The sequence below is a fragment of the Agrobacterium sp. DE0009 genome (assembly GCF_007680755.1).
Classification (GTDB): domain Bacteria; phylum Pseudomonadota; class Alphaproteobacteria; order Rhizobiales; family Rhizobiaceae; genus Agrobacterium; species Agrobacterium tumefaciens_B.
The window spans coordinates 23,607-48,304 of sequence record NZ_VEIU01000010.1 but is presented as its reverse complement, the minus strand read 5'-3'; the positions used below and the strand labels follow the sequence as shown (position 1 = coordinate 48,304).

Below are 24,698 nucleotides of genomic sequence, written 5' to 3'. Positions count from 1 at the left end.
GGCAAGATGAAATGTTGAAGTGGCTCCCTGAACTTCGTCCTGACGGCAAGCCTCGTTATCTCCAGATTGCTGACGCGATCGAACTGGCGATCAAGCGAGGCGATATTGCCGCTGGTGATCGATTGCCGCCACAACGCAGGCTCGCCGAGCGTCTCAAGATAGACTTCACGACAGTCAGCCGCGCCTACGCCGAGGCGCATTCCAGACGTCTCGTGGAAAGCCACGTCGGAAGAGGTACCTTTGCACTCGGCCGCGCGAAAGAGGAGCATCGTATCGATCCGCGCCGCGCCGGGGACGAGGATCTGTCGATGAACATGCCTCCAGAGCCACAGGATCCGGAGCTCGTCGCGAGAATGCAAGAAGGACTGCAGACTGTTTCCGCAAACCTTATTTCCCTTCTCCGCTACCAGTCGACGACCGGCGGAGAACAAGATAAAGCCGCGGCATCGTCCTGGCTGTCGAAGAGGGGGATGGTGCCAAGTCTCGAGCGGATCGCGATTACCCCGGGAGCGCACGCGACGATGACAGCGCTTTTCTCGACGATGACGAGACCGGGCGATGTGATCTTGTGCGAGGCGGTGACGTATCCCGGTTTGCGGGCGATCGCAGCACGCATGGGATTGCAACTTGTGGGAATTCCGATGGACACTTCCGGCATTCTGCCGGACGCGCTTGACGCCGCCATCCACTTGCATCAACCGAAAGCGTTGTATCTCAATCCCACGGTCCATAATCCAACGACGCTGACCATTCCACGCGAGCGGCGAATGCAGATTGCCGAGGTTGTCCTGCGGCATAGACTGCCTTTGATAGAGGATGATGCATACGGCTTCATTCCCGCAACGGCGCCCGTACCTTTTGCTACGCTTGCTCCCGACTTCACCTGGCACATCGGGGGCCTCGCGAAATGCCTTGGAGCAGGTCTGCGCCTTGCCTACACAGTTTCTCCTAACGCCAGAGCCGCCTATTCACTGGCCCAGGCATTACGGGCCAGCGCTGTCATGCCGTCGCCAATATGCATGGCACTGGCGACGCGGTGGATCGAGGATGGTACGGCCGATGCCATTCGCCGGTTTGTCCGTGCGGAAAGCTCAGCCCGACATAAGATTGCCATCGAAGCGCTTCCTGACTTAGATGTCAGAGGCGAACCTGAGGCTTTCAGCATATGGCTAAAGCTGCCCAAGGGTTTCAGCAGAGCGGAACTTATGGGACGGATGGCCGGTCGTCATGTCGGGTTGATGCCGTCAGACGCATTTACTGTTCTTGGCGCACCTGACGAGCATGTCAGAGTGTGTCTTGGGGGCATCGTCAACCGCGAGCAACTGCGCGCCGGATTGCTATTCATGGCGAACTCGCTTTCCGACGGTGGCTGGATGGGCTGAACCAGGCTCGCACCATCGTCACAGGGAGAAGCCTCGATCAAATTCCCCCAGCAGATTGATTGCGGCGAAAGCGGCGGCTGAGGAAAAGCTGACTGCAACCTCGTCACATCGTGCCGAAATACGCCGCCGATCCTGTAGGCAATAGAACATTCGTCTATGTTGGTTTTGGCTTTTTAGGCGGGCATTTCAAAGGATAAAAGCGTCTGCGCTGTCGATAGGGCGTAGCATTCAACTAACGCTGCTCCCCGGAGTGATGGATGGCTTGTAGTGAAGGCACAGTCACCCAGTCCGTATCAGATATCGCGATAGTCCCGGGAGATCCAACTGGAAATCAGCGAAGCATAGGTCTCAGCAGCATCTTCCCAGACGAAGTGGCCGGCCCTCACTACAACGGCTCGGCAATGCGGCATGCTTTCCGCCAGAAACTGCCCGTTCGAAGGTGGAACGAATGGATCGTCTTTTCCCGAAACTACCAGGGTCGGCGTCCCTATTGTGGGCAGCAACTCGGCGAGACGGGGAAGGTCGCGAGGATAGGCGCGGACAAAATCCGCAACCTCGTTCCAGCGCTGTCCTTTGGATGACGCTCGGTAATCCTCCAGAATGATCTCGGGAATTGTCGTCCGCGCCATGGTCTTCACAAGCTGATATACTTGTTCACCGCCATCGGAGCCAGCGAAGTCGTCCCGCGAGGACTCAACAATCTGCCGCAAGGGCTCGCCCAGAAGATCCATACTAATGCCGCCGCTACCACCGACGATACTTTCAAACCGTTCCGGATTGCTGCTCGCAGCGAAGAGCGCGGCAAGCGTGCCGACATCGGGCGCAATGACATGCGCTCGCTCGATGCCCACTTCGTCCATCGTCCGGATGAGGAATCGGCCCATTGCCTCGGGCGACATAAGATCCGGACGACTCTCGGACATGCCAAAGCCTGGAAGATCGACGGCGGTGACGGGACCTATGCCACAGATCCGCGGCCACAGGACATTGAATGCATAAATGCTTTCTGGCCAGGGCGCCGTCATAAGTATCGGTACTCCGTCCTGCGAAGCGGATCGTACCATTCGGATTTTCAAGCCATCGATCTCAGTGAACGAAGCATCTTTCGGCATCAACATGTGAGTAGTCATAACGGATGTCCCTTTTCGATATGCGAACCCCATACGGTCGCTTCCGTCATTGCGGACGACCAGATCATTGTGGTGGTCGCCGGTGTCAGCTGATTACGGTTTTTCCTGTTGCTCAGAGACGGCTGTTTCGAGTGCAGTTGCAGCTATCAGTGCGTCCTGTTCACCAAAGCCGCCGATTTAACCGGCAGCTCCAGTGACGTGTCCTTCCCGCTCGATGGGAAGGCCGCCGGGAAGAATGGCATACTTGCCGGCGTCGACATTCCCGACCGCAAATAGACTGGCGTCCGGTTGGATCAACTGGACAAATGCTGCGGTGCATGAAACGACCGGGCCGTCTCAGCCTCGCCCCGCGCCAGATCAAAGGCGCCAGGCCCGGCTTGATCCATGCGCGCCATGGTGATCTGCTCTCCACCCCGATCGAGCACGACGATGGTCGCACGGATGCCGATCTCGGCCGTCTTGATTGCTGCTGCCATGATGGCTGCCTTGGCGGCGTCAAACTTACTTGGGGAACATACATCGCGGTTTTCTCAGAGGATGGAGAGCATTGCTATTGTAGGCTGGCACTCAACGCAGCTTGATGTCAGAAAGGTCGATCGACACGACGAGAGGCTCGGGACGCGATTCACCGTCGGGCTGACGCGGGAAGATGCGCCGCTCGGTTGGGAATCTGATTCCCGAAACCGTCGTATAGCCGGCGATGTAGTGGGCGCCGGGCGTATTACCGGCGATTTCGACATCATAGTCGTGGCGCTTCAGCAAGCCGTCCACATCGACATAAAGTGTCTGTAGGGCGCTGTGGGTCGCGATCTCCTTCGGGAAGGTCACCTTCAGGCGCTGCCAGGTCTCGCCATTTTCGTTCCAGTCTGCCAGCTGCTCGCTAACGACGCCGGGTGCGGCCAGCAGGAACGGCATGTTAAGATAGGTCCACATCGCAATCCCGGCAAAATAGGCAAGCTGCGGCTCCGTCCACGGCGTCTCGAGCGTGTGGCCGGCGAAGGAGTCACGCGGCGCATCGAGTTCCTCAAGCACCCGGCCCGTGCTGTCCTTGATCTCGACCTTGTCGGGCCGGAAAAGGGTGACGTTGCCGTCGGCGCCGAATGGATGGTGTGAAGCCCATTCATCGCCGAGCCCGACCGTGACATCGGTCTCGTCGAGCTTGCCGCCCTGGCCCTTGAGGTGCCAGAGCGCACCACCCTGCTTTAGATGAGCGGTCAGGCTGGAGAATGTCTTCCATGTGTCAAGGCCGCCATGGGCATCGATGATTTTCTGCGCGAGGGTAATCATAGACGAGGTCCTTTCGAATCTGGTGCGGGCGTCCGTTCAAGCGTCGAGGAAGGTCCGGACGTGAGCAACGAAGGTGTCGGCATACTGGAACAGGGCGCCATGGCCGGAGTCGGGATAGATGATCAGCGTACCGCTGCTCATATGCTTGAACATCTCGTAGGCGTTGATTGAGGGAAACATGGTGTCGTCGCTGCCATGAACGATGAGGGTGGGCTGACGAATTGCCCTCAGTGTTGCATGTCCGTCATCCTTGTTTGCGCACCATGCGATGATCGCAGCCGCCTGCGGATTGCTGACGGCTTCACCGCTTTCCCGGTCCCGATTTTTTGTTCGCGCGATTGTCCGGTCGACAAAGGCTGCCCCGGCTTCCTGACTTGCCTCGCTTGGCGTGAAGAAGAGAGGAAGGCGCACGTCGCGGGCGTTCTTCGAGAATGCCTCTCCCACCACCTCAAGGAGATGTTCCTCTCCGCCTCTGGGGGCAGAGCCGGCGACGATGAGCTTGCGGACCTTGACCACCGAACGGGTGGCGATCACCTGAGCGAGAAAGCCGCCGAGCGAGAACCCGAGAAGATCGACTTCGCTCAGGCCAAGCTCCACCATGAAGTTCTCCGCATCGGCGGACATCTGCTCGATGGTATCGGGCACGGTGCCAGTCGATGTACCGACGCCCGCATTGTTGAATAGAATGACCGGGCGGTCCGCGGCCAGTGCATTGACGACGCGTGGATCCCAGGCGTCCATGGTGCCGGTAAAATGCTGGAGGAAGACCAGCGGGATACCGCTTTCGGGTCCGAGCTTGCGATAGGCGAAACGGATGCCGCCTGTTTCAACATAGAAGGTCGGCGCGGTCTGGAGGGTTGTGCTCATGATCTGGTCCTTCTGCGGTCATCCGCGACCGAGGCGTGGATGGTTGGGGGGACGATAGCGTGGGCAGAGCCGTTCGAAATGAGAAGACGGCGTTCGGGACGCCCCTCGATATGACGGTGCCATGTGGAGGGGCAGGGAGCATCACTTGAGGGCCGGAAAATCCACGGTGGTGTCGTTGACGCGGTTGAAGACGTTGGTGAAAGTGATGATGGCAATCGCCAGGGCGATATCGACAACGGCCTCGTCCGGAAAGCCAGCGGCGCGTAACGCATGGAGCTCAGCCTGATCGATTGTTCCGCTGCTCTCCTGAACGACACGGACAAACCGGACCAGTGCATCGCGGCGTGCATCACCCGTCGGTTCCAGCGCCCGGATTGCGCGCACCGTGTCAGCGGGAATGCCGGACGCCTTCCCGGCAAGGCTATGGGCCGCCACGCAATAATCGCAGCCGGCAATCGTGCTGACCACGAGCTTGACAGTTTCGCGGTCCTGGGCTGACAGCGCGCCGCGGGCAAGTGCAGCGTCGGCTGAGAGTATTGCCTGCAGGGCTGGCGTATTCAGGGCGCCGATGGCGGCATAGGCATTAGGCACCGTGCCGACGGATTTGCGGATCGCCGCAAAGACTTCGGCCGTTTCGCCGGAGGCAGCGGCGGCGGCGGGTGTATCGATACGAGAGGTCATTTGGTTGCTCCTATTGAGTTGGTTTCCGAGGCGATCAATCGCGGTTGGAAGAGGATGATTCAGTGAATTGGGCGTGGCCGGAGCGGTAGCGCCTATTGCGGATTGGTTTTTTTGGAGGCCGAGGCGTTCAGGGCTGCAGCGATCAGTTCTGCTGCCGCAGCCAGCGCGCCGATGCTCCAGATGGCGCCCATGCCGAGTACGGTCGCGCCGAGCGCGCTTCCGACGGAGAACCCGAAGTACATTGTAGATGTATTGAGTGCCAAGGCGACGGGCGCTTGAGATGGTGGTCCGGCTCCGATCAGCCGCGACATTTGTGCCGGAAAGAACGACCAGACGGTAAAGCCCCAGAGAACAACGGCACTGAGCACGGGGATCAGCGAGAATGTTGGCGGCAGGCCAGAAGCTATTGCGAGTACCAAGAAGGACAGTCCCAACAGACCGAGCGACCAGTGCACAACACGGTCCGCGCCGAAGCGGTCGTTCAGGATCCCTCCGGTCATCACGCCGGCTGCGGCTGACAGTCCCCAGAGTGAAACAGTCGCGGTAATTGCCATCGGCCCGAAGGAGAGCACGGCGATGAGATATTCGGCGATATAGGGATAGGCGGCAAAAGCACCGATTGACCAGAAGAGACTGATGGCCAGCAGTCGCAGAACCGGACGCTGACGGGTCACGAGGACACGATCCCTCAGGCTTGCAACCCCTATTCCTTGGCCGGCATCGCGCGAAATCCCTCCAAGGATGCCGGCAATCGCGGTGACGCTCATGGCGCCCACCAGCAGGAAGGTTGCCCGCCATCCAAAAGCATGGCCGATCAGACCGCCCAGCGGCAAGCCAATTGCGATGGCCAAGGTCTGGCCAGCACTGACGATGGCGAGCGCCCGACCGCGCATTTCCGGGGCCACGATGACGCCGGCAAGACCATTTGCGGCTGGCACATAGAGGCCCGCACCGATGGCCATAAGAACCCGCGCGCCCATCAGCACGGCGAAGGAAGACGAGATCGCCGCAACGAGGTTGCCGATGGCAAAGATCGGCATAGCGATCAGCAGTACCTTTCGCCGCCGCAGCCTGCCGGTTGCAACGGTGGTGATCGGTGAGGATACGGCCAGCACCAAGGTGAACACGACAACCAGGAGGGCCACCGTCGGTACAGCCATCCGGAAATCTTCAGCCATGACCGGGAGCAGGGGCGCAATCATGAAGCCCTCGGTACCGATGGCAAAGGTCCCAAGTGCAAGGAACCCTGCCGGAACCAGTGCGGCATGGGATGTTTGGGTGGGCGACAGGGACATGAGGGAAATCTTTCTGACGCGGAGCCTAAAACTCGCTCAGGCTCCGGTGCTACGACAGATGTCAAACGGGGATCGGGTTTGCGGCAATCTGGGCGTTGAAGCCGTTAACCAGCGCATGTTCATTAAGGCCGGGATTGTCTCGCAGGGCGCGGATACCCTCCACGAAGACTTCCGGCGCTTCGGTCGCAAGACCATTCATGGTTTCTGCTATGAAGGCATCCAACGGCATGGCGCGCGGATCGCCGCTCTTCTTGATAAGATCGGTATCCACCCACGGCGGCGCGATTTCCTGCACCGTCACACTTGTATCCCTCAGCATGAAGCGCTGCGACAGGGCGTAGGAATGCAGTGCGGCTTTCGATGCCGAATAGACTGCATTGGTGGCGATCGGCACATAGGCGAGGACCGAGGTGTTGTAGATGATCGTCGCTCGCGGCTGAGCCTTGAGATGCTCGATCAACGCGGACGTCAAGCGGATCGGGCCGAGCAGGTTTGTGTCCAGAATGCGGCGCGATGTGGCATCATCAATGCGGTTCGCAGGATCGTCGAACGGCATGATACCGGCATTGTTGATCAGGACGTTCAAGGTGGGGTAGTCGCGGATCAGTTGCGCGGCGACACGGTCGATGTCGGCCGCATCAGAGATATCGAGCTTCACACCGTCAATGCCGGGATGGGCGGAGCTCACCTCGTCAAGCAACGCCTTTCGCCGGCCGGCGATGATGACCTTGTTGCCGAGCCGATGGAAGGCCTCGGCGAGCGCCCGGCCAATGCCTGAGGTCCCGCCGGTAATGAAGATTGTGTTGCCGGTCATTTGCATGGGATCGTCCTTTCTGCTGCGCCACCGTGGCGCTTTCGGTGAGCCCAATATGCTTGCCAGATCTCTAGTCTCAAATGTCGTATAAACGGCAATTCAGGACATGGACTTTAATGAGGACATAAAAGACCCGGCGCGGTGGCCGGGTATTGTCTAAATCTGCTCTCACGTTGCTGTGGCTTCAGGCGAGGAATAGATCGATCTGTGTCGCGAAATCATCGATCTCCTGAAACAGGAAGGCATGGCCTGCATCCGGATAAAGGATCAGCCTGGCGTCAGGCGCCTGCTGTGAAAGAACGAAGGAGCGGTAGGCGGGGAGCATCACATCATGGGCACCGTTGGCGACCAGGATCGGCATGCGTAGATCCTTCGCGCGGGCCAGGGTCCCCGGCCAACTGGAGATCGCCTTGATCTGCGCCATGAAGGCCTCGGCGGTAACTGCCGGCCCGGGGTCGAGCTGCGCCGCAATCCGGGCGATCGACGCCTTACCACAGGAAACGGCGGTTTCCGTTTCGGGATAGAAAAGGAAGAGGAAATCCGGTTCGTCGTTGACGCTACGTGTCATGACCTGTGGCACGCGCGGATGTGGCTGGGGTCCATCGGTGATGCCGCCCGGGCTGGACCCGGCTACGATCAGTCGGCGGATGAGGTGAGGGGCATCAAGAGCCAGTTGCTGCGCCACGACACCGCCGAGCGACCAACCAAGAACATCTGCTTGGTTGAATCCCAGCCGGACGATCACCTCAGCCGCAACCGCAGCCATTCCCGCAATCGTCTCGGGCACGCGTCCTTCGGATCGGCCAATACCTGCGCTGTCAAAGCGGATGACGCGCCGATCGGCGGATATGGACCTGATGAATGCCGGATCCCAATCGTCCATTGTGCCGCGAAACCGCTGCAGCAGGATTAAGGGGATGCCGCCATAGGGTCCGTCCTGCCTGATGGCAAGGCGGCCGTGGCTTGTATCCAGCCAGCCGTTACGTGAAATCTTCTCCATGTTGCTTCTCCATTCCGTGGGAATGGCGGCAGGTTAGCGTGGGCTATGGTTGGCTGAAATGACATAGAGGCGGTGAATGCAGTCACGCTGCCGTGCTGTCTTCCATCAGTTTGAGGCTGCGCTTCAAGCTCGCTGGCGGCTGCCCGTAGCTGCGAAGGAAAGCACGGCGCATTCGGTCACGGTCGGCAAATCCGGTGTCGCGGGCAACGATGTCCATCGGATGTCGGCCCTCTTCAAGCATCACGCGCGCGGCCTCCAAGCGAAGCATCTCGATGGCCTTCGCGGGCGACTGACCGGTTTCCTCACGAAAAACCCGGCTGAACTGCCGGGGTGACAGGCTGGCGGCTTCTGCCAGTTCCTCGACCGACAGTGCATTTCGCAAGTTTTCACGGGCATAGGACAGGGCGCGCTTTACCCTGTCGGAGCGCGGCTCCAGTTCCAGAAGCGCCGAGAATTGCGACTGGCCGCCGGGGCGGCGATGATATACGACCAGCTTGCGGGCGATGGATCGCGACAGTGCCGGGCCATGATCGTCCTCGATCAGCGCCAGTGTCAGGTCGATGGCCGAGGACATTCCGGCTGAGGTCCATATATTGCCATCGCGGATAAAAATCCGATCCTCGTCCACGTTGACCCTTGGAAATCGAGACCTGAGGGTGGATGCGTGTGCCCAATGGGTGGTGGCCATGCGCCCGTCCAGCAGACCGGCCTCGGCGAGGACGAATGCGCCCGTGCAGACTCCGGCGACACGGCGAGCTTCCCTTCCGGCTAGCGCCAAGTAGCCACGCAGCCCAGGAGAAACGGGAGAAGGAACGAGTTCGCCCGCGACCATCAGCGTGTCGGGCATCACACCAAGGGCCACCGTCTCGATGCCCGTATTCATTGAGGACCTGACCGTACCGCCATTCTCCGACAGGACGGTCAACTGATAGCCTTCCTCCCCGAGTTGGGCATTGGCGAGTTCGAAAGCCGCAAGGGCTGCCAGTCCCATGAGCTGGAACCCGTCTTCAAGGACCAGACCGACCTGTCGCATTTTCTTTCCTTCCCGAATTGACGGTTCAGACTAATTCGACCGCATTCATCGAACAAACGCTATTCACATCGAAGACAAGAAATGTCGTTTGTTGGACGGCAGCGCGAATGGATAATTTTCCGCCGCCTTGAAGGCTAGCCGCAGCACGTTTCTGGCTGCTCCGTGCCAGCCAACGCAAAGCCTCGTATCCTGCGTTGTCAGGCGTTGACATCGACGACAGTACGGCCCTGGATACCTCCCTTTAACAATCGGACTGCTGCATCCAGCACATTGCCAAGATTGATTACTGATGTTGTGCGCGCCAGCTTTTTAAGTCGAGATTCCGGGCAAGTCGCGACCATGCCTCGCCCGCACGGCTTTGGGAGCGTTTACAGTGTCAATCCCCGCGAGCGTTAATGACATCCATCCGGCCGGTGATGGCGCCCGCGTCCTTGTAGTTCAGAGCAGAGTAGTCCACTGCCACGATCACGTCTCCGAGCATTAGGTCCTCATCCTTGAAATCGACGAGGCTCGTCAACGTCTTGTCGCTTTCCTTGGAGGTCAGCAGCGCCTTGAAGATCATTGAGCTTCCTTTCGTCTCGTTTAATTGGTTTGGATAGTCCCGGTCAACTCCTGTATCGCGAAGCCGTTTCCGACCGCTCGGAAACCGGGATCAGCTCCTTGCGTGGTTTGCCGGGCATCCCACTTGGTGACGTCGGCCAGAGCAGGAATGGGGACTGTCCAAGGTGAGATGGCTTCAAATCCTGACCACGAGCAGACGACCGGGACCTGCGTCACTGCGGGAACAGCTTGCCGCGCGCAGCGGCGGTTAGACTACGCATCACAAGAAGTGCGATAGCGGCGTTGACCAGCATGAAGACGGGTAGGGCGAGGCTTGCAACTATCCCTGTATCTCCGCGTTCGACCGTACGAATGATCGCCGTCGCCGACGCCGTCAGTCCGAAGGAATAGGCCCAATAGGCGGCGGTGAAGGGTAGCTTCATCACCCATGGCAGCGTTCTCAGAATCAGCAACAACTGAAGAAGCGCGTAACCCAGCATGGCATGTGCGAGCATATCCGGCGGGCCTGTGGTGGCGCTCAGATAGGCAAGGCAGCCAACCGCCGGTGGCGCAAGCTGAATGCCGATAGTCGGACGAAGCGGCTCGGACATCGTTGGTGCGGTAAGCAGCCGGTTCAGCAAAACCGACTCGATGGCGAGCCAGGAAAAGAAGCCGGCACCAAAAGCTAGTTGGGCCATGTCTACATAGCCAAGGGTTGCGCCCACGATACCCAGGACATAGGAGCCTGCAACCGTCGGAAGGTATAGGACTGCCGTCGTTGTGGTGGGCTCGCGCCCACCTGTCCATAGAGCACCCGTGCGCCAGACAGCAAACGCAACCGTCCACGATGCGCCGGACCAAAAGAGCACGTTTGCCGAAATCGTCGAATAGGGCAACGCCAGTGCACAAACAAGCATCGTGGACACGCCGATAAGGCCGACGAAACAGCACTGTACCGGGTGCGACAGTTCCTCGATCGCCTTGGCGCTGGAAAAGACCCACTTGAGGACATAGCCGGCCAGCAGCAGGCACCAGATGAAGATGGTGAACAGGCCGATGATCTGGCTAGGCCAGAGTGGCAATCCCCAGAGTGCCTCGGCCGCCTTCCAGGCATTTGCCAAGCCGCTGAGACCTAGCACAATGCCGAAGGACGCGGCAGGAATGACCGGCAGTCGTCGCCTCAAAAGGCCTCCGGGAGTATCGGTGAGGTTCGATGGAAGGGCGTTCATGGCAGTCTCCAAGTCTGGCGAAAAAGGATTGTCCATAGGCTGCCCGCTGGTATTGGACGATCCCGCCATACAATCGGCGCAAGCACTGACCGCAATAGACAGCATTCGACAATCAAGACAGCCGGTCCTGCTGCATGCTGATTGCAGCCATTCACTACAGGAGAATTATCATGTTGCACATCGACGCCGGCCGATCTGGAACCTTTCTCATAGGCGGAGACTTGGAGGTGAACCGCCTTGGTTTCGGCGCCATGCGGGTTACCGGACGTGGAATTTGGGGCGAACCTGACGATAGGGGGAGTGCGCTGGAAACCTTGCGTCAGCTTCCGCAGCTCGGTGTCACCTTTGTCGATACGGCCAATTCTTATGGACCCGACATTTCCGAACAATTGATCCGCGAGGCGCTACATCCCTACAACAATGTTGTCGTCGCGACGAAGGCGGGTCTCGTGCGGACGGGTCCGGATGTATGGCACCCTTTGGGCAGGCCGGAATATCTTATCCAGGAAGCCTATCGCAGCGTATGGAAGCTCGGAGTCGATCGCATCGATCTTTGGCAATTGCACAGGATCGACCCGCGTGTTCCGCGCGACGAGCAGTTCGATGCCATCAGGCAGCTGCTCTCCTCCGGCGTCATCCGTCACGCCGGTCTCAGCCAGGTCAACGTTGAGGAGATAGAGGCCGCGCGGGCCTTCTTCCCGGTCGCAACCGTGCAGAATCGGTTCAACTTGACAGATCGTGGCAGTGAAGACGTTCTCGACTACTGTGAGGCCAATGGCATTGGTTTCATTCCCTGGTATCCACTTGCAGCGGGCCGCCTGCTTGAAAGCGGTTCCATCCTGACCCGCCTGGCTGCGCATAAGGGTGCCTCACCCAGTCAAATGGCACTTGCCTGGATTCTGAAACGAAGCCCCGTCATCCTGCCCATCCCGGGCACGTCTCGAGTGGCGCATCTTGAGGAGAATGTCGCGGCTGCCGGTGTGGAATTGAGCGATCAGGAGTTCCGCGATCTGGATGAGGCCGGCCGCCAATCCTGACCCTTATCGGTCTCACAAGTGATTATGACATTTGGCAATGGCTCCGAGGTTGTGGGTCACGGTGCCAGAAACAATCGACTTAAAACGTAAAAAGCCGCCGCGTTACGCGACGGCTTTTTCCTGTTATGCCTGTTGGCAAAGGTCAAGCGCTCAGTGGGAGGCTCCGCAGGCGCTTTCCTGTGGCGGCAAAGATCGCGTTTGCAAGGGCGGCGGCGGCGGCGGCTGTTGCGGCCTCACCGACCCCTCCGGGAGCCTCGTTGTTCTCAATCTGGTGGACCTCGATCTTCGGTACCTCGTTGATCCGCATGACGCGGTAGGTATCGAAATTCGTCTGGTCCACGGCACCATCCGTCAGCGTAATCTGGTTGAACATGGCAGCACTCAAGCCGAAGATCATGCCGCCCTGCATCTGTGCAAGCACCGTATCCGGATTGATGGTGATGCCACAGTCCACTGCAATAACCGAACGGATCAGGCGGATCTCGGCGGAGGGAACCGCTTCGATCTCCAGAACGTGCGCCAGATAGGTTCCGAAGGCGAATTGCAAGCTAATGCCACGCCCCCGGCCAGCCGGAAGCTTCCCATCCCAGCCTGCTCTCTCCGCAGCGAGATTGAGGACGGCAAGTGCTCTTGGATTGCGCGTCAACATGCGGCGCCGGAACTGTAGCGGATTTTGATTGGTGGCCGCTGCCATTTCGTCCACGAAGCTTTCGACCACGAAAACATTGTGGGTCGGGCCGACACCGCGCCACCAGCTCGTATTCATTCCATCCGGCTCCTGACGGACGTAATCCGCCAGAACGGCATCTTCGTCATAGGGCGTTTCGGCCGCACCGTCGACGGCATCGGGGTCCACGCCGTTGATGAAGGCGGCGGGAGCCCACCGGGCGTAGATGGAAGAACCCGTGACGCGATGGGTGCGCCCTACGAGCTTGCCTTCAGCATCGAGACCAGCAGCGACCCTATCGTAGTAGTAAGGCCGATAATAATCGTGGGTCATGTCCTGCTCGCGGGTCCAAACCATCTTGACCGGATATCGGATCTCCTTGAGCAGCCTTGCGGCAATCTCGATACTGTCCACGTCGAGCCTGCGCCCGAACGCGCCGCCCATCGGTTGGTTGTAGACAGTCACCTTCTCTGGTGACAGGCCGGTTGCATCGGCAACGGCTTTTTGCGCCCTTACCGGAACCTGCGTGCCCACCCAAAGCTCTGCGCCATCGTCGCGGATATGAAGCGTGCAGTTCAGCGGCTCCAGAGGCGAATGCGAGAGGAAGGGAGACTGGTAGATGGCGGAAAGCTTGGTCGTCGCGGCATCGATGGAAGCTTGCGCATTCTTCTCGTTCCGGATCACGACGCCCTCATGTTTCGAGGCTACATCCATAGCCTCTATGATGCTGTCCACCGTCACGGCGGCGTTGGTGCCATTGTCCCAGACCACGGTGAGGGCCTCTAGCCCCTGCTTGACCGCCCACATGTGCTCGCCGATCACGGCGACCGCATCATTGCCGTCGCGTACAATGTCAAGGACACCCGGTACGGACCTGCAGGATGCCTCATCAAGCGATGCAATCTTCCCGCCTTTGACCGGAGCCATGGCCAAGGTGGCGATCTTCATGCCCGGCTGACGATTATCTATGCCGTAGATCAGCGAGCCGTCGACCTTAGCAGCGGTATCCACGCGCTTGGCGCTGGTGCCGATCAGTCGAAACTGCGTTGGCTCCTTCAGCCTGATGTCGGTTGGCACAGGTTGGCTGGCGGCCTCCGGGGCAATCTCGGCATAAGTTAACTGCTGCCTGGTCGCGGGATTGTGGATCACGCCGCGATCCACTTTCAGCGTGGAAGCTTCGACCTGCCACCGAGCCGCTGCAGCGAAAACCATCATGATGCGTGCTGCTGCTGCTGCCTCGCGCAAACGCATCCAGTCTGAGCGGGTCGACATAGAGCCGCCGGTAGCCTGATCATAAAGGTTGGGGTCCATGTATCTCGACAGGTCCGGAGGTGCGGCTTCTACCTTTACCTGGTCCAAATCAAGTTCTAGCTCTTCCGCCATCATCATCGCGCTCGACGTGTAAATTCCCTGGCCGACTTCCGTATGCGGCATGATCAGCGTCACGCCGTGTTCGTCAATTTTAACGAACGCATTCGGGACGAAGCGCACAGGACGATCCGCGGCAAGTGCTGCACGGGTGCGGGTTGAATCAGGCAACGGGAGAGACAGGAGAATGCCGCCGGTCGCAAGCACCGTTCCCTTCAGGAAACTGCGGCGTGAGTGAAGGTTCTTGATCATGGCGGCCTCCTTCAAGCCGATGCCGCAGCGTGAATGGCTTCGCGAATGCGAACATAGGTGCCGCATCGACAGATATTACCGGCCATCACCTCATCGATGTCTGTGTCGGTCGGTTTCGGAATTTTTGAAAGCAACGCGATCGCGGACATGATCTGGCCAGACTGGCAATAGCCGCACTGGACCACTTCCTTCTCAAGCCAAGCCGCCTGCACCTTTGCACCGACGGGATTTTTGGACGCTCCTTCGATCGTGGTGATGGCCTGGTCCTCAATCATATCCATCGTGGTCTGACAGGCGCGTACGGCCTCATCATCAAGATGAACGGTACAGGCACCGCATTGTGCGATGCCGCAGCCATATTTCGTACCGGTCATTCCCAGAATGTCTCGCAATACCCAAAGCAGCGGCATATCGTCGGGGGCATCCACTTGATGCGAAACACCGTTGATGACGAGCGTTTTCATGATTGTTATCCTCTTCGACAGGACGCAGGTTCAGTTTCCCGACAGTGTTTGCAGATAGGCAATGATATCGGCACGATCCTCATCCTTCGGCACGGCGAGAACCATGCGCGTGCCCTTCACGACTTTGGTCGGTGCCTTAAGGAAAGCGTCAAGGGTAGGCTGGTCCCAGGTCAGGCCAGATGCAGCAAGCGCCGGGGAATATTTGTACTGCGGCAGAGACGCGGCGGCTCGTCCAACAACGTTGAGCAAGCCGGGCCCAGACTTGTTCTGGTCGGTGATGGCGTGACAGGCACTGCATCGACTGAAAAGTTTCTTGCCGTTTTCGGCATTTCCATCAGCGAGAGCGGGGTTGGAGAAGAATGTCAGTACAAGTGCAGTAGCAGCGGCAGCGCGCAATATCGTTGGCATGGTAGACCTCTGGTTAGGTTGAGCGCCGGCTCGTGACAGCAGCGCAATTGGCAGATCTCCCGAAGGGAGGCAGACGAGGAAACATCCTCCGCGCCGTTCCCGCAGGTTGAGGACTGGTTAGGCGTGGTGGGACGTCCGGAGGTGGATCAGGATTTGATGAAATCCAGCATGTCTGCGTTCAGCACGTCGGCATAGGTGGTGAGCATACCGTGCGGGTAGCCCTGGTAGACCTTGAGTGTGCCCCTCTTGAGAAGCTTCACCGAGAGTTCGGCGGAATCGGCGATCGGAACGATCTGGTCGTCATCGCCATGCATGACGAGGGTTGGCACGTCGATGTACTTCAGGTCCTCGGTCTGATCGGTCTCGGAAAATGCCTTGATGCCGTCATAGTGGGCCTTGGCACTTCCGATCATGCCCTGACGCCACCAGTTCTGGATTGAACCTTGAGAGACCTTCACGTCAGGCCGATTGAAGCCGTAGAACGGCCCAGATGCAACGTCCAGATAGAACTGGGCGCGGTTCGCCGCCAGGGCAGCACGGAACCCATCGAACACCTCGATCGGCGTGCCACGAGGGTTGGATGCCGTCTTGACCATCATGGGAGGAATCGCACCGACCATGATGAGCTTGGCGACCCGCCCCTTGCCATGGCGAGCGACATAGGCTGCCGCTTCACCGCCGCCGGTGGAATGTCCGATATGGACGGCGTCCTTCAGGTTCAGGTGCTCCGTCAGAGCGGCGACGTCGGCAGCATAATGAGCGATGTCATGGCCATCGCTGACTTGAGTGGATCGGCCGTGACCACGGCGGTCATGGGCTATGACGCGAAAACCCTGCTGGACAAAGAACAACATCTGGGCGTCCCACTCGTCCGAGGAGAGCGGCCAGCCATGGTGGAAAACGACCGGCTGTCCTTTACCCCAGTCCTTGTAGAAGAGGTTGACGCCGTCCTTTGTCTTGATGAAATTCTCGGTCATGGGATCAAATCCTTGTAGCTTCTTATGGAAGGCAGAAAGAGCCGGTTTGGCTATTGCAAATGAATGGGATGCTCCGGCGATCAACGTCTGCCGTCGCGTGAGTGAGATCCAAATTCGTCGCTCATTGTCACGCTCCGTTGGCTCGAAGAAGCTTTTCCGCCGTTCTGTTGACGATATGTCTGATTGCTAGGGCAACGCCTGGAAACAAGCTTGTACGTTTCCGCCCATTTCGAACACTCGCGGTACCAAACGGCAGACGCTGCCTCCGGCAACGTTCTTCGTCACCAAGGTTTAAGGCCAAGCACGATGCTTCCGGCGATCCGGGACGGGACGATCAAATGGAGTCACAGCACTCATCGGTTTCGGACTCGCCGATCGAAACCTGACGAACGAGCATTTTGGCCCCTGTCCACGCTATGGGTAGGGACATCTTTTTTTGCTCATGTTCCAGCAACCGTCGTGCGAGGTTTATGACTTGGTCTTTTAACTCTCATCACATCCGTCTGGCCGCAGTGCCCTCTCAAGGGGTGCCTCGTGGCAGGTCCTTACCATTGACGGCGGAACAAGGCACACAGCGGCTAACGCCGGGCGAGCAAATTTTACACCCGGAAACCTGGCAAGATATCCGGTCGAATTCTTGGCGAGCTGCTGCAGGGGGTTACCTGGCGCTGGCCAGTTTCTCCAGTGCCTGAGACGCCGTCCAGAGATCGTTGGCAAACCAACGGAAATTTATCAGGGCAGCGAGATAGGCGTCTCCTTCCGGCAGCTTGCTGCCTGCGGTGGCATCACGCACCACGGCAACCTCGAAACCTTTCTCCACGAGGTCGCGCAGATGGGACTCGACGCAGAAGTTTGCGGCCATTCCTCCAAGAATGACCTTGTCGATTCTTTTTTACGCAACTGTAAGACAACGTCGTTGGTCTGCGGACCGGCGATCTTGTGGGGAGAACATACTATAGTCTTTCCGTCCTCAATGAACTCCTTGTATTCCGGCATCCAGTCGGCGCCAGATCCGTCAAAACCATTCAGCGACAACGGATCCCTACGATCAAACATACGTAGTTTATGCATGAGGGTTTCGCCCGTGGCAGCGAAATCCCAGCGATGGTCGAAGGGATAGTAATAGTGGGGAGAGATGATCAGTTCGATGCCAGCAGATTTGGAAGCCTGCATAAGTCTGCCAATGTTTTCGACCGTGTTGTGTTCTGTGATGCTCTCTCCAAATGCGCCCCAAGCGGCACCCTTTGGGACTAAGGAAATCGATCTGCGGGTCCGTGATCAACAGAGCTGTTCGACCGGGCTCGATCCCCATTCCCACCTTCGGCAGGGCGGGAGTTTCTGGGTCTGCATAGGCTGCGAGAGAATGGTTGGTCAAAGTTTGTCTCCGTTTCTCGAATAATTTCCCGAGAATAGGAGCGCGACCGATGCGTGGCTTGTATTATCCTGCAATCCCGGTGAACAAACGGCTGGCCCAAGAAGCCGGGCCATTGCTGGCACGAAAATACATGTGACCTGGCGCGTCTTGGAGCTTGTCTTCACAGAAAAAATGGATGGCGAATTTTCTTCTTATATTTTGTTCTTGCGTTCCATCGACCGGTTGAACAGTCCATGAAGACTTATTATTCGTCAGTTAAAGGCCATGCTTTCCGGCGCTGCCGTTCTGTTGCGTGTGGCGAAAAGGAGTAGTCGTTGTCGAGCGGAAGTGTTTTTGAATTCGGTTCCTTTCGCCTGTCGGCGGGTGAAAGACAACTGAGCGTTGATGGGCGCGCCATTCGTCTCGGCAGTCGGGCGCTTGATATTCTGCTTTGTCTCGTTCGAAACTCGGGCAACATCGTCAGCAATGAAGATTTGATGCTGGATGTATGGGGAGGTCTGCACGTCGAAGGCGTCAGTCTGCGGGTGCATATTTCGGAGCTGCGAAAGGTTCTGAGCCAAGCTGCGGATGCCGATCGCTATATCGTCAACGTGCCTGGCCGTGGCTACAGCTTTGCGGTCCCAGTAAAACAGTGTCACGAGAACGCTCCCGCTTTCCCGGCGGCGGCCGTGCGGCCTGTTGCGCAGGTCGATCGGCTGCCCATGCGGCCTCCAAAACTCGTCGGACGAGATGATGCGGTTCAGCGTATTCGGCAGGAGTTGCTTGCAAACCGTTTCGTGTCGATCCTCGGTACTGGCGGTATCGGTAAGACGACTGTAGCCCTGGCTGTTGCCGAAAGCTTGTTGGCGGAGTTCGCCGAGTCCGTTGTCTTCATTGATCTGGCACCCTTGCGCAATCAGCGAATGGTCACGAGCGCCTTTGCGACGGCACTCGGACTGCCGGTACGGGGCGAGAACGAAACAGCCAGCATCATCGCCACGCTCGATGCGGCGAAGATACTGCTCATCATTGACAATTGCGAACATGTCATCGGCGCCGTCGCCGAGCTGACCGAAAAGATTTTCGACGCGGCACCGCGTGTCCATTTGCTGGCCACGACGCGGGAACCGCTGCGCGTCCGCGGAGAGAAGATCTATCGTCTACAGGGTCTCGCTTTCCCTCCGGAGGATGAGGTGATGACCGCGGGGACGGCGCGCGCTTATCCTGCCGTATCGCTATTCGTGGAACGCGCGCGCTCGCAGATGGATGACTTCCAGCTAACAGACGAGAACGCAGCCTTGGTCGCCCAGGTCTGCCGGGGACTGGATGGTCTTGCACTGGCTATCGAACTTGCTGCCGGGCGCGTTTCGAGTCTCGGATTGCAAGGTCTAGCCAGCTACCTCAGCCAGCGTTTTCGCATTCTCAATCGTGGAAGACGCACCGCCCAGCCGCGCCACCAGGCGCTTCGTCTAACGCTGGACTGGAGTCACGATCTTCTGGAAGACACCGAGAAGATTGTTTTGCGCCGCCTCAGCGTCTTTGCCGGCACGTTTTCTTTGGAAGCCGCAGAGAACATTGCCAGCGATGATAACATAACAGGCCATGAGGTGGCGGAATTCCTTTCCAATCTGGTCGATAAGTCACTTGTCTCGGCCGATGTCACGCATGATCAGGTTCGTTTCAGGCTTTTGGATACGACCCGCGACTATGCATCCGAGCGGTTGAGGGGCGCGACCGAAACCTCACATTTTTGCCGACGTCATGCCGACTATTATCTTTCCCTGCTGAAGAAAGAAGCGCAACAGCGACCGCAGCAATCCATGGCGCGCCTACGCCCTGATATCGACAATGTGCGCGTGGCTCTCGATTGGTGTTTCTCACAGGGTGGTGATGAAGAGATAGGCATAGCGCTCACAATTGCTGCCGCCGATCTGATGACGGACCTGTCGCTACTGGGCGAATGCACCAAATGGGCTGCTGCTGCGCTCGAGCGCCTTTCGGATGCGCAACTTGGCACGCATACCGAAATGGCTCTCTCGACCCATTTCGCAATGCCGCTTCTTTTCATGCGCGGTAACTCTCAGGATGTACGGCAGGCGATAGACCGCGCCCTGACCCTTGCGCAAAAATTGGAAGACAACGTCTTTTGGCCTAGTACGGTCTCAGCCCTGTTCGCTTTTCATCTGCGAGCGGGAAATATCGAGGGAATGCTAGAGACCATCCTTCGCGCCGAAAACATGACTGAGGGATTGCAGGAAAGGGGCATCTTGGAGGGGATGAAATGTGTCGCAGCCTTCTTCGCGGGGGACCTGTCAAAGAACCGTTTTCATGCAGCCCGTGCACTCGCTGTGCTTCCCGTCAAACGTTCGAACAATCTTTTTCGGATTGGTGTCGACTACCGCATCTGGTGTTACAGTTCCTGTAGTCTGGCGCTGTGGATCCAAGGTTTTCGCGATCAGGCAAAGGAAATGGCGCGTCAAAGCCTGGAGGAGGCTGAAATGCTCGGCAGCCCGGTTCCACTGGCAACCGGTTTGGTCTGGGGCACCGTGCTGGCGCTGTGGGCTGGCGACCTAGACCTCGCCGAACAGCGAAACCAGCGGCTCTTGGAATGTTCCACCCGGAGCGCGCTGTTACCGTTCCGGTTCGTTGCCGATGGGCACAGCGGGACCCTCTCAGTGTTGAAAGGAAACGTGAATAGGGGCATCGAACTGCTCGAGCGGAGTGTCAGCAAGTTGCTAGATACCAACAGCCGGCTCCAGGAAATCCTCATGCTGGGCCAACTGGCACAGGCCTATGCCGAAGCGGGTCGCTACCGCGATGCTAGGGAACTCGTGGATAAAACACTGATGCGAATTCGCGAAACGGGAACCAAAATTTATCTCGCAGATCTCATGAGAATGCGGGCCGTGTTTTTATGGCATGAGCTCGGCGACCGCGAAGCCTATGTGGCTGGTTTACAGCAGGCACTCATGCAGGCGCGGTCTGATGGCATCTTGTCCGTCGAGCTGAGGATTCTCGCAAGGCTTGCCAAGATCGCCGAGGATCCCGTTTCATCGAGCCATGCCCTAGCGGCACTTCGGGAGACCTTCGGGCGGTTCACCGAAGGGCTCGATAGCCCTGATCTGGTTGAAGTGCGGCATATGCTGGATCAATTGGCGAAGGCTTAACTTCGCTGCTCCATCAGAGAGATGCCCCCCTCAAAGCGATGGACGAAATATGTCTTCTGAACCGTCTTGGTCTGACATCCAAAACAGTTGTTACCGCTAAAGGCAACATCTCTTAACATCCAATAACTCGCTGTTGGTGCGGCCCTCCTGCACCATGCTGTAAGCCGTACAGCGAGGTGAACCTTATGAAAGCAACGACAGCCTCAATTTCTGCGATAGCCCACCACTTCGCCGATTATTACAACGACATCGAAGTGAAGGTCGCCCGTGTCACAAGCGCTTCAAATCAAGCTGTACATCGTCTCTCATCAGATCGTACCAGCGCCAAAGGGCTCTCGGAGTGGCAGAAAAAGAAGATCGTCCGTCACATTGATCAAAACATCCGGACGAGCTTGAGGATTGTCGATCTTGGTGCGCTTGTTCACCTGAGTGCGAGCCACTTCTCGCGAAACTTCAAGGTGTCCTTCGGCGCGTCTCCCTACGCCTATGTTCTTTCAAGGCGCGTTGCCCTCGCCATGGCGCTTATCCAGATGACCGACGAACCACTCAGCCAGATCGCATGCGCGTGTGGCATGTGTGATCAGGCGCATTTGTGCAAGTCATTTCGCCGAGCTGCTGGTATGACACCTCAGGAATGGCGTGAGAAGAGCCGGGGTCCAAGTAGCGTTAAAGCGAGCCAGGAACGACAACTGGAAGATGTCGCCTGATCGCTATACGCCGAAGAGCGGCTCGGCAAGACATCACGAGCTGTCGTTGTTGATCTAGCTCCGCGTTCCTTTGCGCACGAATCGACAATAGACGCAAACCCCAAGGCGTCAATCTACAACCGTTGGAGGTTGAGCGCCCTGCTCAACGACAAAACGGGAGGCGCAGATCACGATGGACCGACAAGGGGAAAGGCCGCTGGCCGGCAAGACTGCGTTTCTGACGAGTGCCGACGTTAGTATCGGACCAGCGACCGCGTGGGCTCTTGCCAAGGGTGGCGCAGACCTTGCAATTTCTGTTAGCAGTTCGAAACCGGAACCCGCATTCGTCCAAGCGCTTCGATCTGCAGGGGCCAAGATTTCCGTTTTTCAGATCCCTGACCCATTCAATTGCGAAGAGTGTATTCGACTTGTCCGGCGCGTGATCGCTACGGTCGGCAAGCTGGATGTCCTGGTTGTGAATTGCGAACACAAACTGCAATGGCAGGTCGACGACCTGGATCAGGACGAAGATGCGCTTGCGACGCAGTTCGCCGTCAATGTCACTGCCACCATATCTGTAATTCGCACAGCAATCAAAGGTATGAATGATCGAGGTCGCGTCATCGCGGTAGGCGCCAGTGTGGCTGATCGCGTCGGTACGCCCGGGCTGGCTGATTATGCGGCTACCCGCGCGGCTTTGGTCGCTTTCTGCAAAGGTGCTGCTCACGACGTGGGTGCGCGCGGTATTACCGTGAATGTAGTCCAACTTGGCGCCATCGACGCCGCACTGCGAGGCGTTCCGTCTGCGCAATTGGAAGCCGAAATTGCAGCCAATGCCATGGAAAGACTAGGCTCCGCAGAAGAGGCCGCTGCTGCCGTTGCATTTCTCGCCAGTCCCTCTGCCTCATTCATCACCGGAACGGTTCTGAATGTTGACGGCGGCTATACAGCGTGATTGGGAAGGAAAGTTCGTCTGAAGGCCTGCACATCGTTCGTGCACCGAAGTGCAAACCACTGCGGAAGGGCGAATGCCTTTCAGTTTTCTGTTTCTATAACAGGTCGGTCGCGATAATCCCCTGTCGTGTCGACGTGTATAGTGGCTTCCCTTCATCAAAGAGCTATACCGATCGCCTTTGTTCTTGGTCAGGCGTTCACCTCTGCCTCAGGTCTCTGATCTGACGCCGAGTCCGTGGCGTCGCTTTTGCCAAGATTCGGTGGGCTCCACCCGCGTCGCACGATCTCCTCATAACCCGCTCTTTCGCCGCGCATAGCGTTTTCGATAATGCCAGCAATATTGTTGAAACTGTTGACAAACATTGGATTTTCGTGCGCGCGGTATACCTCGCCCACAAGGGGAGCCATGCGAACGAGCCCCGCCACATCCTCCTCAACGAAAATGTTCTTTCGCTTCTCGACCTCATAGGGATGCATTCCGAGCGACTGTAGGGCCAAACCCGCCGCCTCTACAGAGCTACCGAAAAGCTCACGCACGATGTGATCTGCGCCGGCTTCGGCGAGCTCGTAGTGGTGGAGCCGGTCATAGGCTCTGGCAATGATCCGGATGGTGGGATTGTGCTGTCGTGCATGTGCGACGATTGCGGTAGCCCGATGACGATCATCAATTGCAACCAGCAGAAGATGTGCCTTTTCCAGGCCCGCAGATGTCAAGAGATCCGGCCGGCTTGCGTCGCCGAAAAACGATTTGACGCCAAACCTGCGGATGTCGTCCACCACATCGGCTCGGTAATCCAGGATGACGGTTTTATGGCCGTTTGCGAGCAGCATTCGGTTAACGATTTGGCCAAAGCGCCCGACGCCAGCAATGATGATCGTTCCTTCATCGGGCCTGTCGGCTTCGCCCTCGTCCTGTTGGGTCTCGATCAGCATGGCGATGCGGTCATACAACGCAAATAGGACCGGCGTCAGGATCATCCCCATCGTAATGACGAGGATGGCCACAGACGTCATCTGCTCTGTCAACAGTTGACGTTCTCTACCAATCGAGAGAAGGACGAAGCCGAATTCCCCTGCCTGTGCAAGGCCGAGCGCAAACAACCAGCCTGCTGTCCCGCGAACCCGGAAAAGCCAGCCCAGCGGCAAGAGAACGGCTATCTTGATCGCGATGAGCGCAAGAGTTGCGGCAAGAATAACTTGCCAATTGTCACGCAAAACTGCCAGATCTACCTTGGCACCGATGGTCATGAAAAATAGACCGAGCAAAAGTCCCTTGAATGGTTCTACGTCGTTCTGTAGTTCATGCTTGAACTCGCTGTTGGCGAGCATGATCCCCGCCAAAAAGGCGCCAAGGGCGGGCGATAGACCGACCGCAGACATCAGGAGAGCAATCGCGACGACCACGAGAAGTGCCATCGCCGTGAAGATTTCCCTCAAACGCAAGAGGGCAATCAACCGAAAGATGGGCCGCGACAGGTACTGCCCAGAGATCCCGACGAGTGCCACAGCGCTCAGTGTCAGGAGAGCGGCCGCCCATCCAGGAAGACTTTGGAGCAGGGTAGTGTCGTGACCGGCCGATGTCGCCGTGCTGGTGCCGGCAATCAATGGGATGCAGGCCAGCATCGGAATGACGGCAAAGTCCTGAAACAGCAGAACGGCGAAACCTGCCTGTCCACCATCCGATTCCAGCAGCCCTGTTTCTTCCAGCGTCTGAAGTACAATCGCTGTGGAGGACAAGGCGGCGACGAATCCAAAAAATAGGCTCTGCTGCCAGGTGAAACCGACGACAGTTCCTATAGCGGTGATCACGCCAAGGGTCCCAATGACCTGCAACCCTCCAAGACCCAGCAGCTTGGCTCTCAGTCTCCACACCCTTTGCGGATCGATCTCGAGCCCAATCAGGAAGAGCATCATTACAATGCCGAACTCCGAGAACTGTTCTAGGTATTCGGAGCCAGCAGTCGAAACCTGCAGAATCGGGCCGATGATGACGCCCGCGGCGACATATCCGACCACCGTCCCAAGGCCTATGCGCCGGGAAATGATCACTGCAATCACCGCGGTCGCGAGATACGCGAATGCGTAAGAGGCAAGCCCATGCATGGT

General features: G+C 58.1%; 22 protein-coding genes. 5 read left to right on the top strand and 17 right to left on the bottom strand.

Annotation, left to right across the window (positions count from 1 at the left end):
- Window positions 1-11 precede the first annotated feature (11 nt).
- Window positions 12-1,382: a PLP-dependent aminotransferase family protein gene (locus tag FS804_RS22790; RefSeq protein WP_144579083.1), complete on the top strand. Its 1,371-nt coding sequence runs from the start codon at window positions 12-14 to the stop codon at window positions 1,380-1,382.
- Window positions 1,383-1,675: 293 nt separating this feature from the next.
- Here FS804_RS22790 and FS804_RS22785 read toward each other — a convergent pair whose 3' ends face one another.
- The 11 genes from FS804_RS22785 to tehA form a co-directional block, all read right to left on the bottom strand.
- The gene (locus tag FS804_RS22785; protein ID WP_246665941.1) at window positions 1,676-2,500 is read right to left on the bottom strand and encodes an alpha/beta fold hydrolase; all 825 of its coding nucleotides are present in this window, start codon (window positions 2,498-2,500) and stop codon (window positions 1,676-1,678) included.
- 305 nt (window positions 2,501-2,805) lie between these two features.
- Window positions 2,806-2,988: a heme-binding protein gene (locus FS804_RS22780; RefSeq protein WP_144579082.1), complete on the bottom strand. Its 183-nt coding sequence runs from the start codon at window positions 2,986-2,988 to the stop codon at window positions 2,806-2,808.
- A gap of 91 nt (window positions 2,989-3,079) precedes the next feature.
- Complete coding sequence (locus FS804_RS22775; RefSeq protein ID WP_144579081.1) at window positions 3,080-3,799, bottom strand: hypothetical protein; 720 nt, start codon at window positions 3,797-3,799, stop codon at window positions 3,080-3,082.
- Between the two features lie 36 nt (window positions 3,800-3,835).
- Complete coding sequence (locus FS804_RS22770) at window positions 3,836-4,666, bottom strand: alpha/beta fold hydrolase (protein WP_144579080.1); 831 nt, start codon at window positions 4,664-4,666, stop codon at window positions 3,836-3,838.
- Between the two features lie 141 nt (window positions 4,667-4,807).
- Window positions 4,808-5,347 carry a carboxymuconolactone decarboxylase family protein gene (locus tag FS804_RS22765; RefSeq protein WP_144579079.1) on the bottom strand — a complete coding sequence of 180 codons (540 nt, stop codon included), beginning with the start codon at window positions 5,345-5,347 and terminating at the stop codon, window positions 4,808-4,810.
- 92 nt (window positions 5,348-5,439) lie between these two features.
- Window positions 5,440-6,642, bottom strand: a complete 1,203-nt coding sequence (locus FS804_RS22760; protein ID WP_144579078.1) for an MFS transporter — start codon at window positions 6,640-6,642, stop codon at window positions 5,440-5,442.
- A gap of 61 nt (window positions 6,643-6,703) precedes the next feature.
- Window positions 6,704-7,462: an SDR family oxidoreductase gene (locus FS804_RS22755; RefSeq protein WP_144579077.1), complete on the bottom strand. Its 759-nt coding sequence runs from the start codon at window positions 7,460-7,462 to the stop codon at window positions 6,704-6,706.
- 178 nt (window positions 7,463-7,640) lie between these two features.
- Complete coding sequence (locus FS804_RS22750) at window positions 7,641-8,456, bottom strand: alpha/beta fold hydrolase (RefSeq protein WP_144579076.1); 816 nt, start codon at window positions 8,454-8,456, stop codon at window positions 7,641-7,643.
- Between the two features lie 82 nt (window positions 8,457-8,538).
- Entirely contained in the window at window positions 8,539-9,489 is a 951-nt protein-coding gene (locus FS804_RS22745; protein WP_144579075.1) for a GlxA family transcriptional regulator, read from the bottom strand.
- Window positions 9,490-9,865: 376 nt separating this feature from the next.
- Complete coding sequence (locus tag FS804_RS22735; RefSeq protein WP_144579074.1) at window positions 9,866-10,051, bottom strand: hypothetical protein; 186 nt, start codon at window positions 10,049-10,051, stop codon at window positions 9,866-9,868.
- 211 nt (window positions 10,052-10,262) lie between these two features.
- A complete protein-coding gene (gene tehA / locus FS804_RS22730) occupies window positions 10,263-11,258 on the bottom strand; it encodes a dicarboxylate transporter/tellurite-resistance protein TehA (protein WP_144579073.1) in 996 nt (331 codons plus the stop codon).
- Between the two features lie 170 nt (window positions 11,259-11,428).
- Here tehA and FS804_RS22725 point away from each other — a divergent pair, with 170 nt between their 5' ends.
- Complete coding sequence (locus FS804_RS22725) at window positions 11,429-12,295, top strand: aldo/keto reductase (RefSeq protein ID WP_144579072.1); 867 nt, start codon at window positions 11,429-11,431, stop codon at window positions 12,293-12,295.
- A gap of 142 nt (window positions 12,296-12,437) precedes the next feature.
- On the opposite strand, the gene FS804_RS22720 is transcribed toward FS804_RS22725, so the two are convergent.
- The 5 genes from FS804_RS22720 to FS804_RS25285 all read right to left on the bottom strand — a co-directional run bounded on the left by FS804_RS22720 (window position 12,438) and on the right by FS804_RS25285 (window position 17,317).
- Entirely contained in the window at window positions 12,438-14,582 is a 2,145-nt protein-coding gene (locus FS804_RS22720; protein WP_144579071.1) for a molybdopterin cofactor-binding domain-containing protein, read from the bottom strand.
- A gap of 11 nt (window positions 14,583-14,593) precedes the next feature.
- Window positions 14,594-15,046, bottom strand: a complete 453-nt coding sequence (locus tag FS804_RS22715; protein WP_144579070.1) for a (2Fe-2S)-binding protein — start codon at window positions 15,044-15,046, stop codon at window positions 14,594-14,596.
- Between the two features lie 30 nt (window positions 15,047-15,076).
- Entirely contained in the window at window positions 15,077-15,454 is a 378-nt protein-coding gene (locus FS804_RS22710; protein WP_144579069.1) for a cytochrome c family protein, read from the bottom strand.
- A gap of 146 nt (window positions 15,455-15,600) precedes the next feature.
- Window positions 15,601-16,431 (bottom strand): alpha/beta fold hydrolase, encoded by an 831-nt coding sequence (locus FS804_RS22705; protein ID WP_144579068.1) that lies wholly within the window; start codon window positions 16,429-16,431, stop codon window positions 15,601-15,603.
- 658 nt (window positions 16,432-17,089) lie between these two features.
- On the bottom strand, window positions 17,090-17,317 hold the full coding sequence (locus FS804_RS25285) for a cysteine hydrolase family protein (protein WP_305765045.1): 228 nt from the start codon (window positions 17,315-17,317) through the stop codon (window positions 17,090-17,092).
- A gap of 803 nt (window positions 17,318-18,120) precedes the next feature.
- Here FS804_RS25285 and FS804_RS22695 point away from each other — a divergent pair.
- The 3 genes from FS804_RS22695 to FS804_RS22685 all read left to right on the top strand — a co-directional run bounded on the left by FS804_RS22695 (window position 18,121) and on the right by FS804_RS22685 (window position 22,593).
- Complete coding sequence (locus FS804_RS22695) at window positions 18,121-20,952, top strand: winged helix-turn-helix domain-containing protein (RefSeq protein ID WP_144579067.1); 2,832 nt, start codon at window positions 18,121-18,123, stop codon at window positions 20,950-20,952.
- 185 nt (window positions 20,953-21,137) lie between these two features.
- Window positions 21,138-21,659, top strand: coding sequence for a helix-turn-helix domain-containing protein (locus FS804_RS22690; RefSeq protein WP_144579066.1), 522 nt, complete (start codon window positions 21,138-21,140; stop codon window positions 21,657-21,659).
- 172 nt (window positions 21,660-21,831) lie between these two features.
- Window positions 21,832-22,593, top strand: coding sequence for an SDR family NAD(P)-dependent oxidoreductase (locus FS804_RS22685; RefSeq protein ID WP_144579065.1), 762 nt, complete (start codon window positions 21,832-21,834; stop codon window positions 22,591-22,593).
- Between the two features lie 188 nt (window positions 22,594-22,781).
- Here FS804_RS22685 and FS804_RS22680 read toward each other — a convergent pair whose 3' ends face one another.
- On the bottom strand, window positions 22,782-24,695 hold the full coding sequence (locus tag FS804_RS22680) for a monovalent cation:proton antiporter-2 (CPA2) family protein (protein ID WP_144579064.1): 1,914 nt from the start codon (window positions 24,693-24,695) through the stop codon (window positions 22,782-22,784).
- Window positions 24,696-24,698: the final 3 nt, after the last annotated feature.